We start from the raw sequence: 15,873 nt of genomic DNA, 5'->3' as shown, positions 1-15,873 counted from the left end.
AAGAACCATTGGGTTTAATAATTAGCGCTAATAAAATAATGAGAATAGTTGGATTTTTGAGCAACAACTACATGATCGTGTTGGAAGAAAAATATCCTTTCTCAGGTGGGCAGTAGAATGAGAAAAACATTAAACGCTTCTAAGGCGGTTAATTTATATAAAAATTTACCGAAGCAGCACCGCACAGGCTTGGCAGTAGCTAGCCTTTTTCTTGGTGGGCTTATTCTTTTGCCGTCAGAGTCGGTAGAAGCAAGTCGTCATCATGATGCCCATATTCTCGATGCTGGTGTTCGCTACCCAGTAGAACTTCACATCACACCTTCAACTGACGTTTTTTCAGGCGAAGAAGAGTCAACCTGGCAAACTTACAAAGTGCGCAGTGGTGATACCCTTGCTAAGCTTTTTAAGCGTGCAGGCTTTACATCTCGTGATGTCTACAATGTTACACATGCTGGTGAATTAGCCAAAACGCTCGTAACCCTGCTGCCTGGCGATGAGCTGTCGTTCAAAGCTAATAAAGACGGCAGTTTTGGTGAATTAAAATACAAACTGTCATCTACTGAAACCTTATTTGTTCGCCCCAGCTCTCAGGAAAATGGTAAAACGCTGACCGCTGAGCTTGAAAAACGCGATGTGGACATTCGCTACAACTTCGCACAAGGTGAAATTCATTCTAGCTTTTGGAATGCAGCTGTTGATGCAGGGCTTACCAGCAATCAAATCATGAACCTTGCAGGGATCTTCGGTTGGGACATTGACTTTGCTATGGAGATTCGCTCTGGCGATACCTTTAACGTAGTATTTGAAGAACAGTATATCGACGGCGAGTTTGTGGGCTATGGCGACATTGTGGCAGCTGAGTTCACTAACCAAGGGGAACAATTTAGCGCTATTCTGCATGAAGATGGCACGTATTACACCCCTGAAGGCCGAAGTATGCGTAAGAGCTTCTTGCGCGCGCCAATTAATTTTAAGTATGTCAGTTCAAACTTCTCAAAAGCGCGCTTCCACCCTGTGCAAAAGCGCTGGAAAGCCCACCGTGGCACCGACTATGTTGCTGCTGTAGGTACGCCAGTAATGGCTGCTGGTGATGGTAAAGTGGTTAAGTCGACATACGACAAATACAATGGTCACCACGTTTTTATTCAGCATGGTGAAAAATACACCACTAAATACCTTCACTTTAAAAAGCGTGCCGTTAAGTTAGGTGAAACTGTGAAACAAGGTCAAACCATTGGATACTTAGGCAGTACCGGTTTGGCATCTGGCCCTCACGTGCATTACGAATTTTTGGTAGATGGTGTGCACAGAAACCCTCGCACTGTTGAGTTACCTAAAGCACTGCCTATTGCCAAAGAAGAGCGAGAGCGCTTTATGGAAATAGCCAGTGAGCGCCAAGCACAGCTAGACAATAACAAGCGCATTATGCTTGCTATGAAATAGCAGCAAAATGGCTAAGTATATCGGCCTGATGTCAGGCACCAGTATGGACGGCGTTGATGCCGTCCTTTGCGAAATAACATCAGACCACTGCGCCACGCTTGCCGCACATTCCATTCCTTACCCACAAGAATTGCTAGCTGCGCTTAATGCACTTTGCAGTGAAGGCCCCGACGAACTTAATACCCTCGCTATTGCTGACAGGTTGGTAGCTGAAACCTTCGCTAACGCGGCACTTGGCTTACTGGAGAAAACAAACCTAGTTGCAAGTGATATCATAGCAATTGGCTCCCATGGGCAGACTGTTCGTCATCACCCAAGTGGAGAAATAAAATCATGGCTGTTTAGCAATGAGTCGCTCCGTGGATTTACCTGCCAAATTGGCGATCCCAATACCATTGCCGCACTGACCAACATTGACGTTGTTGCCGATTTCAGACGTAAAGACATTGCACTTGGTGGGCAAGGTGCGCCGCTCGTTCCAGCCTATCACAATGCAGTATTTGCACATGAAAGTAAGTATCGCGCGCTGGTTAATATTGGTGGAATAGCAAATGTTTCACTTTTGCCACCTAAGAAACAATTTGAACCTGTACGCGGTTTTGACACCGGCCCAGGTAACACGCTTATGGACAAGTGGATATTGCAACATTTAGGTCTACGTTTTGATGACAACGGTCAATGGGCTGCATCAGGTACAACCAACGAGGCGTTGTTAAGTAGGTTGCTTTGCGATGCGTATTTCTCTCTGCCTGCCCCAAAAAGTACTGGGCGCGAGTATTTCAATTTGAATTGGCTACAAAACGTGTTGAGCCATTTATCCAATTCATCGTCTCCGGCATCTTACAATTCTGTTGAACACAATATTCAACCTGTTGATGTTCAAGCTACTTTGCTCACTCTTACAGTAGAAACTATTGTCAACGATATAAAGGCTAACTTGCGGAATCAAAACGATGCTGGTGAGCAAAGTGAAGTCGTAATATGCGGTGGTGGGGCTTTTAACAATGCATTAATGCGAATGCTAGAGCAGCGTCTACTTCAATATCAATTAAGTGACAGCAACGCTATTGGCATTCACCCACAACACGTCGAAGGTGCAGCCTTTGCGTGGTTAGCTCATGCTTACTTACATAATATCCCAGGTAACGTTCCTGAGGTCACTGGCGCATCGCGACCCGCGGTGCTCGGCGCACTGTTTAAAAAGTAGTTTTTCGTTTCAAGGGGCATCATTAGAGTAAACGGAGCTTTTTTATATCAAAACGCGCTAAAAGCTATTCTTGAATCAATCCGATTAGTGTCTATCTCTGTCATCATAGAAAATTTGCCAAACAAAAATATAGGACTACTAATGACAGATTCAGTACTTTTTGAACCACTCGATTGGGCTGGCCAAACACTTAAAAACCGTATGGTACTAGCACCGTTAACACGAGGCCGCGCAGGGCCGGATCGTGTGCCAAATAAAATCATTGGCGATCATTATGTGCAACGTGCGAGCGCAGGGCTGATTATTACTGAGGCCACATCAATTTCTGAAGAAGGTAACGGCTGGGTCAACTCTCCAGGCATCTATACCGAAGCAATGGTGGAAGGATGGCGCTCTGTTGTAAGTCGAGTTCACAACGCTGGTGGAAAGATGATATTGCAACTTTGGCACACCGGCCGCGCTTCTCATAGCGACTTTCACAATGGCGAGTTGCCTCTATCAGCCTCAGCAATAAAAATTGAAGGCGATGAAATCCACACGCCTAAAGGCAAAAAAGAGTACGAAGTGCCCAGAGCTATGACTGTCGCAGATATAAAGCGCACAGTAGCAGACTACAAAAAAGCGGCCATTAATGCTAAAGCAGCGGGGTTTGACGGCATTGAAGTGCATGCGGCAAATGGCTATTTGATTAATCAATTTCTCGATAGCAGAAGCAATCAACGCAATGACAACTATGGCGGCTCGCTTGAGAACAGATATCGCTTTTTATCAGAAGTTATGGATGCGGTTCTAAGTGTTTGGCCTTCCGAACAAGTAGGCGTACGTTTATCACCGAATGGCGTGTTTAACGACATGGGCGCAGATGATTACAGGGAGACATTTACCTTTGTTGCCCTGCAACTCAATACATTGAAGATTGGTTACTTGCATATTATGGATGGACTTGCCTTTGGCTTTCACGAGCGCGGCGAACCGATGACGTTGGCCGAGTTTAGGGCATTGTTTGAGGGCATACTTATTGGGAACTGTGGATACACAAAAGAAGATGCAGAAAAGCGTATTAGTGCTGGAGACGGCGATATGATTGCTTTCGGCCGACCTTGGATCACTAACCCAGACTTACCATTGCGCCTTGCTAACAATTACCCACTAACAGAATTCGATGATCCTTCAAACTGGTATGGAAACAGTGTCGAAGGCTACAATGACTTCACTACTTATGATGAAAAAAGCGGTGAAGATGTGCTTTAAGTATTAGGCTAACTGCTCTAAAACACCAAAGTGGGGCTTTGCCCCACTCCTAGCAAAACTCCGTGGCTTTAGTTAAAAGACTGCTTCTGACTCGCCAACACAGCAAGTTTTTCCAAACACGACATCCATGCGTAGTTGTGTTGGTCGCATTCATCTTTGTTTGCAAAACCACTTTGTACTAGTACCAACCTCACATGCCCTTCAGGTGTATCTTCGAAATGGATATCGACAGACGTCATCACTGAGTCTTCAAAGTCGTCTTCCCACGCCCATGAAAATGCCAACTGCTCGTTGGCTAGAATAGTAATGTATTCTCCAGTGAGCGACATTTCCACACCATTAGGCTCTAACATTTTGATGCGATAGCGACCGCCTTCTTTAAAATCGCACATGATTTGTGATACCACACAATTGCCAGGAGCAAACCATTCACTTAAATATTCTGGTTCGTGAAATGCGGCAAAAACAAAGGGAAGTGATGCATCAAAAGTAACATCAATTTTAAACTGGTGCATAGCGCTGCCTTTATCATATAAATAAAAATTCCCGAGCCCGCGTAAGGAAAGGCCCGGGAAAAGGAGAACATCCTCATTGTTATATCGGCAGCGATTGTATTTCTCTTAACTGATTAGAGCGCACCAAACCGCGTACATTTACGATTGCCTGACTAAAAAACTGACTCATGCACAATTTATGAAAAAGGTACACAGGCTCTAGGGCCTATTAATCATGCCCAGCCATCAACGTAGCCATGCTGGCTTTACTGCCAAAATGTTGTGCACATACGCGCTCGCTAACGTTGAGATAAAGTGCATCAATGTCTTCATTGGCCATAAAACCTTGGCAAAAGCCTGGCGCATGGGGCTCGATAAAGTGCTTCGCTGCCAACATAAAGTGTGCAATTAGCTGTTTTACGTTATCTGTACCCATTGCTATTCGCATGGTCGTCAATTCGATACCGGCTTTCTTTTGCTCTTCTGTACTTAGTTCAGAATGCGATGTTAGTGCTGGGCACAAAATAATGGTGTTGTTTTGCCCTATACTCACTTGGTGACTAAACGCAGGCTCCAGTGCATCAAAAAAGCGTGTAAATACATCTCGTGGTAAGTTTGCTGGTGCCATGTCTACAGTAAATAGTGTGCAAGGCCACCCATGCGTGTGCTGCTTTTCGCGAAGTCCTGCGTTACTGTGCTGTGGTAATGCATGGCAGTTAACTCGAATTTGCTCGTGAGCATGCAAAAACGATGTAAATACTTCGGTGTTAATAACTTTAGTCATCATGCGTTGTTCAAGGGTTTTCATGCCATTGAGTACATCAAAGGCCTTTTCTGAGTCTAAGAATGCCCCTTTAATGTAGTACACATCCCAGAACATGGTTTGAGACCAATCTACACCCTTCATGCTACTGCCTTTAGGTTGAAACATGCGGTGTCCTTCACCGATGACAACACCGGCAGTCGTTGCCCCACTACCACATAAATCTTTGGTGTAACTGTGCATTACATAGTCGGGTCTTGCCGCTTTATTTTTGTGTTGCAAAGGTTGGTGCAACACGGGCGTAGCTAGGGTTGAATCTAACATAACCAATGAACCTTCAGCATGTGCCAGCTCACAAATTCCCGGAACATCAAGTACATAACCATGAGGATTACACGGCGACTCTAGATAAACGTGCATATTCGCACCATTTTCTAGACGCGATGCATACTCACGCTTGGTCTGCTGCATAAAATCAGCAAAGCTGTCTTTGTCATAGCCATCAAACCACGCAATTTGAATGTCCATACGATTGCTGCGAGCGAAATAATCGTGAAGTAGTTGGTAAACGCCACCATACACATTTCGAGAGACAATGAGTACATCACCATGACTCAACACATTGGACAGACACGCGTCAATTGCCGCCATACCCGAGTTAAAGTTCCACGCTAAATACTCTGCGGCGTATGGGCCAGCTTCCATATCTACAATGGCATTTGCCAATGAAATATTGGTTGGGTTGAGAAGACGTGAGTAAATTTGGTGGGTAAACTCTTTCCCTTGAAAAGCATCGTCAACCCACTCTGTGCAGGCATAAACGTACGTCGCTGTTCGCACCACAACAGGTGTTGCAGAAAACAAAGCCGTAACGTTGTCGAATAACGGATAATGACCTTGTGAACCGTTGCCACCCGATAAACTTTGATAAGTCGCTCTAAACGGGTTTTGTAATGTATCTAGAATTTTGGCAATTTGGAAAGATAAGAACTTTTTGGCATTAAAATACGCTACCCTGTCTTCTTTATCGAGCCCTTGCAGCGTATTGCTGGTAATGTCCCACAGTTGCATAACACTAGATTGTGCGCCGTAAAGGTGGTGCGCCGTGTTGGCGAGGACTTTACCATAGTCACTTGATGCATCAATACCAAAATGAGACAGTTGCTCAGACACAAGCGCCTCTGTTGTCTCGGCAACAGATGTATTGCGTTTCGGAGAAAGTACTTTGGCATGTTCGACATTGATAGAAGAATGAATATTTGACTGCATAGGTATTCCATTAAGTATTGATACTAACTCGAAGTAAGCGCACCTCGATTCATTAACAAAAATGTAAAACTTAATTTACCTTTTTTAAATAATTAGCAGTTCAATAGGCTTGGATCGACAAGGAAAGAAATGTTTACTCTTAGAGAGAAAAGCGAATGAATTCAACAGATGTAGCACAGATTAGTGTCACAATTTTAAGCGATGAAGCAGACGATATCGCCAAGGCTATTTCCAGTCAGTTAGACGATGTCGGTAATATTTTGTGTTCTTCCGACATGCTCGATAGCCCGACTCGTGCACAGATTCATATTCAAAAAGTTGCTACATCTCCTGATGAAATCGATCACGATTCAGTCTCGATATTGCTGGCCGATCCAGACCTCGCCGCATGTATTGTTGAGCAATGCCATAATCTATCTTGGTGTCAATCAACGTGGGCAGGTAATGCGCCTTTGCTACGCGCGCCTAAGAGGGATTACACACTAACGGGAGTAAAAGGCATTTTTGGCAAGCTTATGCGCGAATATGTGTTTGCTTACTTACTACAACACGCTAGAAATATAAAAACATTTAGTGACAATCAGCAATCTACCCCGCCTATTTGGGAAGCGGCTCCACGTCAGCCTTTACACGGTCAAACCTTAGGTATTTTAGGCCTTGGAAGTATAGGCAAATCACTCATTCCCGTTGCAAAGGTGTTTGGTATGAACGTTGTGGGTTTAAGTCGAAGTGGTGCCAACATTAATGATGTTGATGCAATGTACACACCCGCTTCACTTTTGCAATTTGCACAACATGCCGACCATGTGGTTAATCTAATGCCTGACACACCGGATACACATGACTTTGTGTCCTATAGCTTCTTCAAGGCACTAAAACCACACAGTATTTTTATAAACGCAGGGCGTGGAAGTGCGGTTGATGATCTTGCCCTTGTTGAATGCCTCGACAAGGGCTATCTGGCACATGCTGTGCTTGATGTTTTTAGGCAGGAACCCCTACCCCAAAGCCACGCGTTTTGGTCACATCCAAAAATAACAATTACGGCGCATACTGCTGCTGAGTCTCAACCCTCTGATGTAGCCAGTGTATTTTTGGCCAATGCAAAACGTTACTTACGCCATGAGCCTCTTCACTATCAATTCGACTTTGATAAAGGCTACTAGAGCGCTTCACTTAACTACGTGGATCAGTTGCTGTTACCTCAATACGATGATGGTGTTTTTCATGAAACTCGAGCAGTTGGGGGTAATCTCTCATATTGTGAAGCTCTCTGAAAAGCACCCAATCAACCATAGAATAAAGGCAAATTTCTGGATATGTCCACCCGCTAAAGCCACCAGCATCCAGCTGCTCAGACAGCGTGGTTAGTACTGCTTCGATACGTTCATTTTGCAGTCGAAAGTACATTCTATCCTGAGTAATGTCGAAGTCTGAACGCTTCAGAAGCATCATCTGTACAAAGGAATCGTTTGCAGCATCAATCAAGGTAAGCTGATTCTCTTCTTCCCACGTTAGCCCATCAAGGTCCAGTTTGTCCGCTAGATAATTGTAGATGATACGGGAATCAAAGAGCATTTGGCCGTCATCTTCCAAACACGGTACTTTCAATGTAGGGTTACGTGACGCCAGCAGCGCGCGATCTTCACCAGAGAAAATCTGCAAATTAAGAAATTCGTGCTCGGTAGACGCGAGTATAATGCGTATACGACGAACATAAGGCGATGTAGTAGAGCCATATAGTTTCATAGCGATACCTTTTTCTCAGTGGTTGCAAATGCAAATTGAAGCATTGCTGCTTCGCACTTATTTTGTTGAAGGTTACTCACTCAACATTCAATGAATAACCAACATATAAAAAACTAGCCCAAAATCAACAAAAAACGCTAACTAGGTACGCATGGGTTGAATAGGCAAGCTTCTGTAGCGCGTACCCGATGCTTGGTAAATGGCATTACTGAGCGCGGGGGCAAAAGGAGCCATACCGGGTTCGCCCAGCCCTGTAGGTTTGGCATCGGAATCCACAAAGTGCACGTGGACATCAGGCATGTCGTTAATGCGCATTACAGGGTAATCATGAAAGTTGCTATTTACTACAGCGCCGTTTTCAAATGATACTTCACAGTATTTGGCAAGTGATATACCCATAGCCACTGCGCCCTCTTGTTGTGCCGTTGCACCGTCTTTGTTGAGTACTTGGCCACAATCTACCGCTGAATCTACGCGTAGAACCTCAAAGTCATCGCCTTTCATACGCACGTGAACAGCCATAGCTACATAGGATAAGAAACTGTGATGCACCGCTATGCCAATCCCTTCACCTTCGGGCAATGCCTTGCCATAGCCCGACTGGGCCACTACTAAATCAAGCACTCCCCTCGAGCGCCTTACCTGTTCAGCCTGTTTTGGGTTTGAATTGCTATCATAAAGCCGACGTAACATAGTCGCAGTATCAACACCGGCTTTTTCAGCAAGTTCATCAGTAAACACGCCGTAAGCGAAGCCCCAAAATATTGCGTACACGGCACGATACCAGCCGATTCGGGTATGCGCTGGTGCAAGACCTGATTCGCTGCGAAGGTTAGCAATACCGTAAGGGTGGTTTTCTACTTCGCTCATGGCATTTGCCGGAGCAAATTGAACTGATGGATCAAATAAGGTGTTGATTGACGGGAAGGCTGCGCGATGCAGCCATCCCGTGACATTGCCATCTTTGTCTAAAGACGCTTCAATATGTTGGGCACTATTTGAATGATAAAAGCCAGTTCGGGTGTCTTCTTCTCGAGTCCACGTCAATTGAATTGGCGTACCCACGGCCTTTGAAATTGCAGCCGCTTCTTGTACGTAATCACATTTAAATTTACGCCCAAACGCACCACCACTGATCATAACATTGACCTTTATGGCTTTTTTATCGATGCCTAAAAACTGCGACAGTACCGATTGAATATCGTCAGGACTTTGCGTTGATGCCCACACTTCGCATGCACCATCTTGTACAGACACCACACTGGCGTTTGGCTCCATTGGAGCATGTACAAGATGACCTTCGGTGTAAGTTGCAGAAACTTTGTGCGCAGCATTGGCAAATGCAGACTCTACATCGCCGCGCTCAGTAATTTTGTTAGCAGGCTTTTCAACGTTTTCAACCAACATCTTCATGTAATCAGAAGTATTGTAGCTGCCGTGCTCACCTCTATCCCACTCTACTTTAAGTTTTTCAACGCCTTGCTGTGCAGACCACGAATTATTCGCAACTACAGCTACACCACCTAAAGAGCCAAATGGCACTTTCATCGGTGCAATTTCAACAACCGCGGTAACACCTTGCACTTTCATAGCTTCGGTTTTGTCTACCGACTTAAGTGTGCCGCCCATTACAGGGCAGTGAACAATAGCCGCATACTGCATACCGTCAACCTTGGTATCTACACCGTACTGGCGTTTACCTTGAATCACCAAGGAAACGTCATGACGAGGTAAATGCGACCCAATGTAACGAAAGTCACTTTTGGCTTTAAGGGTTGGATTTTCTGGTGTTGGCATAGTTGCCGCTACACTGGCGAGCTCGCCATAGCTTAATTTTTGCTGATTGGTTTTATTGATAACAAAATGATTTTCAGCGTAGCAATTATCAGGGCTCGTCGCCCACACTTTGGCAGCCGCCGCCACCAGCATTTCTCTTGCTACGGCGCCCGCTTTTCGCATGGGCTCGTACATGGTGCGAATACTCGCCGAGCCGCCTGTGGCCTGGCTACCGTATTTGTCTTGATCGCCTTCAGCTTGTTCCACCGTCACTCTTGACCAATCCGCTTCCATTTCATCAGCAACCACTGACGGTAATGCAGTACTTATGCCCTGGCCCATTTCACAGCGACCGCAATAAATAAGTACGCTGCCATCTTTTTGCAGGTGAATAAAAGCATTAGGGTTAAATTCTGCAGCCTGCTTCGCTGAAGATGCATTGGCGCTAGCATTTAGTGAGATCCCCACCACGAGGCCACACGAACCAACGGCAGTGGCCTTGAGAAACTGTCGTCTATTTAGCGTCAACGATAAAGGTTTTACGGTGAATGATTGTTCTTGTTTTTCCCGTTGTGCAACAAGTAAGCTTTCGATATCAGCGCGCATTATGAAACCTCCTTGGCCAAATCGTAATTAGCCAACTCGGTAGCGGCAATATTTATCGCTTTTTTAATGCGTTGATAAGTACCACAGCGACAAATATTACCTTGCATGGCATCATCAATTTCTTTCTCTGTAGGCGATACATTTTTAGACAGCAAACTGGCAGCGTTCATAATCTGCCCTGCTTGACAATAACCGCATTGGGGTACTCCTACTTCTAGCCATGCCTTTTGAAGCGGATGAGACGCATCTTCTGACAAGCCTTCAATAGTCGTCACCTTGCGCCCAGCCAAGGCTGTAACAGGCATAACACATGCGCGGGTAGCTTGGCCGTCCACATGCACTGTACACGCACCACACAAGCCTTTTCCGCAACCGAATTTAGTGCCAGTAAATGCCAGCCTATCCCTTAAGAACCACAAAAGTGGCATATTTTCTGGTACATCGATGGGATACTCTTTCCCGTTGACGAAAATGGTTTTACTCATGCCTGTTCCCTATTTACTTATTATTTTTTCTGTCTAATACCAAACTACATAGGAGCCTACTCTCTCAGATTGAGTAAGCATCTATACGGATTGGTATAATGGGCGCTAATAGACCTTTTATGTACATTGTTTTATAAAAGGTCGCCGACCAAACGCTTGTAATGATATTGTTAACTTAGACAAGTTACTGTTTGAAGACAATGCGCTTTATCGGCAAGACAGGTTGTTTGACCTTATGAATTGTAAGGTGATATTTCCACGTAAAACGAAAACTAATTGAAGCGAGAAAGTGATAAGAGAAGTTTGGGTGAGCCTTCCACCTAGATCCCACCTAGATCATTTATCTAGATGGAATGCTTAGTGGAATTGGAATGGCAGTGAACTTAAACGCTGAAGCTCGCCCCACAACCACAGGTTGTTGTAGCATTAGGGTTTTGCACAAGGAAACGAGAACCTTCTAACCCATCTACATAATCTACAACGCCGCCCACCAAATATTGTAGGCTCATTGGATCTACCACCAATGTGACACTGTCTTTCTCAATGGTCATGTCACCCTCATTCACTTTTTCATCGAATGTAAAACCGTACTGAAACCCAGAACAACCACCACCGGTTACGTAAACGCGTAATTTCAAATCCGGATTTTCTTCTTCTGTAACAAGGGTTTTCACTTTCGCTGCTGCCGCGTCAGAAAACTCAATTGGCAACGCCATTTCTACAGACATACCCACCTCTTAACAATTACTGTGCATTTAAGCACACACTATGCGAACAATTATCTAATACTTGAGTATTTTCATCAACTATTGGGGTGAAACTTAACGAAACAAGGTTTAGCAAAAAATACTCCTCATCAAATTTATTGCATTTCAGGTTAATACACTGGTAGCGTTACCAAAGTGATTTGTATGCATGCAACACACTGTGAATGCCATTACAAGGACGACACACATATGCAACCCCGCGAAGAACAATCTACACCGCTCGTACTACCCGAAAGCTTTGGCGAGTCACGATTTAAAGACAAAGACGCCTATAAAAATGCGCTTACCGTATGCCAAGAGCAGCTTTTTCATGTGCAACAAGCGTACTTCCATCAAAAACGCAGGGCGTTAATTGTCTTTGAAGGCTGGGATGCTTCGGGTAAAGGCGGTGCTATTCGACGCATTACCGAAAAACTTGACCCCCGTGGGGTTAGCGTATTTCCCGTCGCAAAGCCCGCTAAAGAAGAGCAAGATAAGCATTTTCTGTTTCGCTTTTGGCAGCATGTGCCCGCACCGGGAACACTTAAAATATTTGACCGTTCACATTATGGACGAGTACTTGTTGAACGGGTAGATGAATTGGCCTCCCAAGAGGCGTGGCAGCGCAGTTATACAGAAATTAACGAATTTGAGCGTACCTTAAGCGATAACGGAGTGCGTATCATTAAATTGTTCATGCACATTTCGTCAGATGAACAACGACAACGTTTTAAAGAACGGTTACATAACCCTTTTAAGCGCTGGAAACTTACCGAAGAAGATTTACACAACCGCCAACAGCGCTCCGCTTATATAAACGCTGTAAATGATATGTTCAGTAAAACTGATACTGAGTATGCCCCTTGGCGTATAATTAATGGCGAGTACAAGTGGCAAGCAAGAATAGATGTGCTAGAAACCGTTATTGCGGCCCTTAGCGAGGGCGTGGATATCACGCCCCCACCATTGGATGAAAAACTGATTGAACTTGCTTCTGCTCAATTGGACTTATAACTTGCCCTTTTGTACAAACGCTTAGAAACCTAACCAACACTGACGAAGCTAGAAGCGGAGTGTTTCTGGCGCACACCATTACCCGAGCGCCGAGGCGAGGTATATACGGCTACAGTATTTTTACCTAGTGCTTTAGCTGCGTACAAAGCCTCATCAGCGGCTTTCAGTAACTCAACAAATTTCAATGAAGCTTTATTTTCTGATGAAGAAACGCCGACACTAACAGTCACGCGACCAAAGTCAGAATGCTTGTGCCGAATCAGCAAGCGTTCAACTGCGCGCGTCATGTGATGTGCAAGCTGTAACGCTTCTTTTTGTTTTGTCTTTGGCAAAAGAACAAGAAACTCTTCACCGCCAAATCGAAGTACATAATCAGAAGGCCTTTTGACAATGCCACTTAATGTCTTCGCAACAGCCTTTAGTACTTTGTCGCCATCTAGATGACCATAAGCATCATTGAATTTCTTAAAGTCATCAACATCAATCATCATTACCGACAAACAAGCCTGTTCACGACTGAGCTGGCGAACAATTCGGGGCAAACTTTGTACAAGAAACTGCCTATTGTACAAAGAAGTCAATGAATCCTTACATGCCAAACTTTCTAAATAAATTTCTCTAGATTTTACTTCTATTTGATGTTGCAAGCGCATTTTCAACACTTCAGCTTTTATCGGCTTAGATACAAAATCCGCGGCCCCCGCCATCCAGCACTTTCGTTGTAACTCACAATCTTCATTGCCTGTAAAAAAAACAATAGGGATATGCTTTAATTCGTCATATTGCTGTATGGCTTGGCAGGTTTTTAGACCATCGAATTCAGGCATGTGGTAATCCATTAATATAACATCAGGGCTTCCATGTTGTTTGCAAAACTCAATAGCTTTACGTCCGTTATCGACATAATGGCAGTCAAACTCTTTGTTCAACATACCCATGATGGTTGCCCTTACTAATGCATCATCATCAACAATAAGCACACTGCTTTTTTTCGCTATCGTGTTTACATTCATAGCTGCCACCCTTTTTTATAGTTTGTCTTCGATTGGGTAAGCACACTGTTAAGAGGCAACCCGTTCATCAAGCCGAAAAGTCGCAATGAAAAGAAAGCTGATAACTTCGAATTATCCGTATTTTCGTTGACCTTCATCTGATGATGTACGTGAATATTTGGGCTATATAGAACTTCACTGCGCTCAAGTATTTTTAGTAAAAAATCCCGCTGAGCATCAATTCCATTTCCAATAGGAAAGCCGCCCAATTTTTCAAAACGCGCCTTGCTGATTAACATGGAAGAGATAACAAAAGGTAAATCGTTGCGCTTATTTGCATCGTAGAAACTGGATAGTAAAAAGCCATTTGGGTTTGCAGAAGGTAGCCTTATCTTAGCATCTGCTGGATTTTGATGGCTGTCGACAAACTGATATCTACTGGCAAAAATGTTTAAATGTGGATGTTGCTGCTCTAACTTTTTCATTTCAAGGGTAAAGAAGGGTAACCATGTATCAGCAGGGTCTAAAAAAGCAACATGAGCATTCCTTGCACTTGCTACGCCTTTATTGAGCGCAGCTGCAACGCCAAGCCCAGGCTGCTCTATCAGTTTTAGGTTGTAACAAGAATAGCTCTGAATAAATTCAAGGCTTCCATCAGTAGAGCCATCATCAACAACGATGATTTCATCGACTTTTTCGTACTGGTTGAGAACACTATTTAATGCGCGCTCAATAGAATCAATATGATCATGTAGGGGGATAACGACTGATAACTTATTCATAATGCTAACTTCCCATTTTGATATCAACTTCTTTGATAACCGGAAACAGCAAGTAGCAAGCCAAAAATAAAAATCAAAATAAAAACAACACCTTAAATTTCTTTCCATTAATTTCAGGCTGTTGAGCGATCAAATATTCTCAATTTGCAATATACAGTGAGTCGCAAATCGCAAATTGTCTTTTTTTTAAAAAATACCGATAGAAAAAGCATTAATAAAAAGAACTTATGAAACGCAATGACAATAATGACTCAATGGTGCTTTAAAAAACCTATTGGCCCTAGAGCGTGTCGTTCTTTGCGGTACACTTTGCTGAAAAAACGTACTGCAAAGGTCAGCTTTCTCTGGCTATGTACTTAAAACGTAGCCTGTTTCAATATGCTATATGCAATATAGCCAAAGAGCTTATACCAGTCCGCACAGATAATTATCCACTCAGCGAGAGTTAAAATGTTCGTAATCGCGGCGTGTTACCGCAGGTATAGTGATTCTACAAAAGGAGGATTGAAAGAGATTTGTCGTTGTAAACCTTTGCTCATAGCAACTCAATAATAAAAGCGAGACTACGAGCAAAGTAAAGAAATACATGCTCATAACAAGGGCATGTACCGTTAATAAGCCCCTTTTGCCATTAGCACTGCAGGTACAGTGGCAACTAATATTTTCATATCAAAATACCAGCTTTGGTTCGCAATATAGGTTTTATCTAATTCAAGCTGCTCCTCAAAAGTGGTATCAGCCCTTCCTGACACCTGCCATAGACCAGTCAATCCGGGCTTGCAGTGTAGACGAACGAGCGTATCGCTGCTGTACTGCACATATTCCGTAGTAAGGTGAGGACGTGGACCCACTAACGCCATATCTCCCTTAAGAACATTGAATAACTGAGGTAACTCATCAATAGAGAGTTTTCTGATAATTCTGCCTATCTTCGTAATACGAGGATCACTGTACATTTTTTGACAAATCCCCTCCCTGTCACTCTTCATTTTTTCGGCTTCTCGCCACTGTTCTGAACCGGGTAGATACATAGATCGGAACTTATAACATTTAAATTGCCTTCCGTGCTCACCCACTCTCAATTGAGAAAATATAATTGGTCCCTTACTTTCTAACTTGATACAAACTCCAAGTATTAAAAGAAACGGGGATAATGCCAGCAATCCAGCCAATGCAAAAAACTTTTGCATAAACATGGGTAGACCTTTGTGATTTGTCACATTTGTGGTGTATTTCTTTGACAAATAGTTCATAGCCTTGCTCCTTAGAACATTCTGATATCGGTAAATCATTAAC

The 15,873-nt window shown here is 43.8% G+C and carries 14 protein-coding genes; 5 read left to right on the top strand and 9 right to left on the bottom strand.

Going from position 1 to position 15,873, the window contains the following annotated elements; all coding sequences use genetic code 11:
* The first annotated feature begins 117 nt into the window (after positions 1-117).
* The 3 genes from EYR97_RS00310 to EYR97_RS00300 all read left to right on the top strand — a co-directional run bounded on the left by EYR97_RS00310 (position 118) and on the right by EYR97_RS00300 (position 3,901).
* The gene (locus EYR97_RS00310; protein WP_131091869.1) at positions 118-1,443 is read left to right on the top strand and encodes an OapA family protein; all 1,326 of its coding nucleotides are present in this window, start codon (positions 118-120) and stop codon (positions 1,441-1,443) included.
* 7 nt (positions 1,444-1,450) lie between these two features.
* Complete coding sequence (locus EYR97_RS00305; protein ID WP_131091868.1) at positions 1,451-2,650, top strand: anhydro-N-acetylmuramic acid kinase; 1,200 nt, start codon at positions 1,451-1,453, stop codon at positions 2,648-2,650.
* 141 nt (positions 2,651-2,791) lie between these two features.
* The gene (locus EYR97_RS00300; RefSeq protein WP_131091867.1) at positions 2,792-3,901 is read left to right on the top strand and encodes an alkene reductase; all 1,110 of its coding nucleotides are present in this window, start codon (positions 2,792-2,794) and stop codon (positions 3,899-3,901) included.
* 68 nt (positions 3,902-3,969) lie between these two features.
* Here EYR97_RS00300 and EYR97_RS00295 read toward each other — a convergent pair whose 3' ends face one another.
* Positions 3,970-4,416, bottom strand: a complete 447-nt coding sequence (locus EYR97_RS00295; RefSeq protein ID WP_131091866.1) for an SRPBCC domain-containing protein — start codon at positions 4,414-4,416, stop codon at positions 3,970-3,972.
* Between the two features lie 208 nt (positions 4,417-4,624).
* Positions 4,625-6,427, bottom strand: coding sequence for a PLP-dependent aspartate aminotransferase family protein (locus EYR97_RS00290; protein ID WP_131091865.1), 1,803 nt, complete (start codon positions 6,425-6,427; stop codon positions 4,625-4,627).
* A gap of 155 nt (positions 6,428-6,582) precedes the next feature.
* Here EYR97_RS00290 and EYR97_RS00285 point away from each other — a divergent pair, with 155 nt between their 5' ends.
* A complete protein-coding gene (locus EYR97_RS00285; protein WP_131091864.1) occupies positions 6,583-7,593 on the top strand; it encodes a D-2-hydroxyacid dehydrogenase in 1,011 nt (336 codons plus the stop codon).
* A gap of 10 nt (positions 7,594-7,603) precedes the next feature.
* On the opposite strand, the gene EYR97_RS00280 is transcribed toward EYR97_RS00285, so the two are convergent.
* The 4 genes from EYR97_RS00280 to erpA all read right to left on the bottom strand — a co-directional run bounded on the left by EYR97_RS00280 (position 7,604) and on the right by erpA (position 11,771).
* Positions 7,604-8,176, bottom strand: coding sequence for a glutathione S-transferase family protein (locus EYR97_RS00280; protein WP_131091863.1), 573 nt, complete (start codon positions 8,174-8,176; stop codon positions 7,604-7,606).
* A 141-nt stretch (positions 8,177-8,317) separates the two neighbouring features.
* Positions 8,318-10,558 carry a molybdopterin cofactor-binding domain-containing protein gene (locus EYR97_RS00275; RefSeq protein ID WP_131091862.1) on the bottom strand — a complete coding sequence of 747 codons (2,241 nt, stop codon included), beginning with the start codon at positions 10,556-10,558 and terminating at the stop codon, positions 8,318-8,320.
* Positions 10,558-11,043, bottom strand: coding sequence for a (2Fe-2S)-binding protein (locus EYR97_RS00270; RefSeq protein WP_131091861.1), 486 nt, complete (start codon positions 11,041-11,043; stop codon positions 10,558-10,560). Before EYR97_RS00270 ends, EYR97_RS00275 begins: the two co-directional genes overlap by 1 nt.
* A 383-nt stretch (positions 11,044-11,426) precedes the next feature.
* Complete coding sequence (gene erpA, locus EYR97_RS00265) at positions 11,427-11,771, bottom strand: iron-sulfur cluster insertion protein ErpA (protein ID WP_131091860.1); 345 nt, start codon at positions 11,769-11,771, stop codon at positions 11,427-11,429.
* 228 nt (positions 11,772-11,999) lie between these two features.
* Between erpA and EYR97_RS00260 the strand changes: the two genes are divergently transcribed.
* Positions 12,000-12,803 carry a polyphosphate kinase 2 family protein gene (locus EYR97_RS00260; protein ID WP_131091859.1) on the top strand — a complete coding sequence of 268 codons (804 nt, stop codon included), beginning with the start codon at positions 12,000-12,002 and terminating at the stop codon, positions 12,801-12,803.
* Between the two features lie 29 nt (positions 12,804-12,832).
* Here EYR97_RS00260 and EYR97_RS00255 read toward each other — a convergent pair whose 3' ends face one another.
* From EYR97_RS00255 to EYR97_RS00245, 3 genes are all read right to left on the bottom strand, one after another.
* On the bottom strand, positions 12,833-13,816 hold the full coding sequence (locus EYR97_RS00255; RefSeq protein ID WP_131091858.1) for a diguanylate cyclase: 984 nt from the start codon (positions 13,814-13,816) through the stop codon (positions 12,833-12,835).
* Positions 13,813-14,577, bottom strand: a complete 765-nt coding sequence (locus EYR97_RS00250) for a glycosyltransferase family 2 protein (protein ID WP_165477954.1) — start codon at positions 14,575-14,577, stop codon at positions 13,813-13,815. The genes EYR97_RS00255 and EYR97_RS00250 overlap by 4 nt, the downstream gene beginning before the upstream one ends.
* Positions 14,578-15,188: 611 nt before the next feature.
* Complete coding sequence (locus EYR97_RS00245) at positions 15,189-15,830, bottom strand: sugar transferase (protein ID WP_131091856.1); 642 nt, start codon at positions 15,828-15,830, stop codon at positions 15,189-15,191.
* Positions 15,831-15,873: the final 43 nt, after the last annotated feature.

The sequence above is a fragment of the Alteromonas sp. KUL42 genome (assembly GCF_006538325.1).
Taxonomy (GTDB): Bacteria; Pseudomonadota; Gammaproteobacteria; order Enterobacterales; family Alteromonadaceae; genus Alteromonas.
The sequence above is the reverse complement of the archived record's forward strand: the minus strand, read 5'-3'. Positions and strand labels throughout refer to the sequence as shown.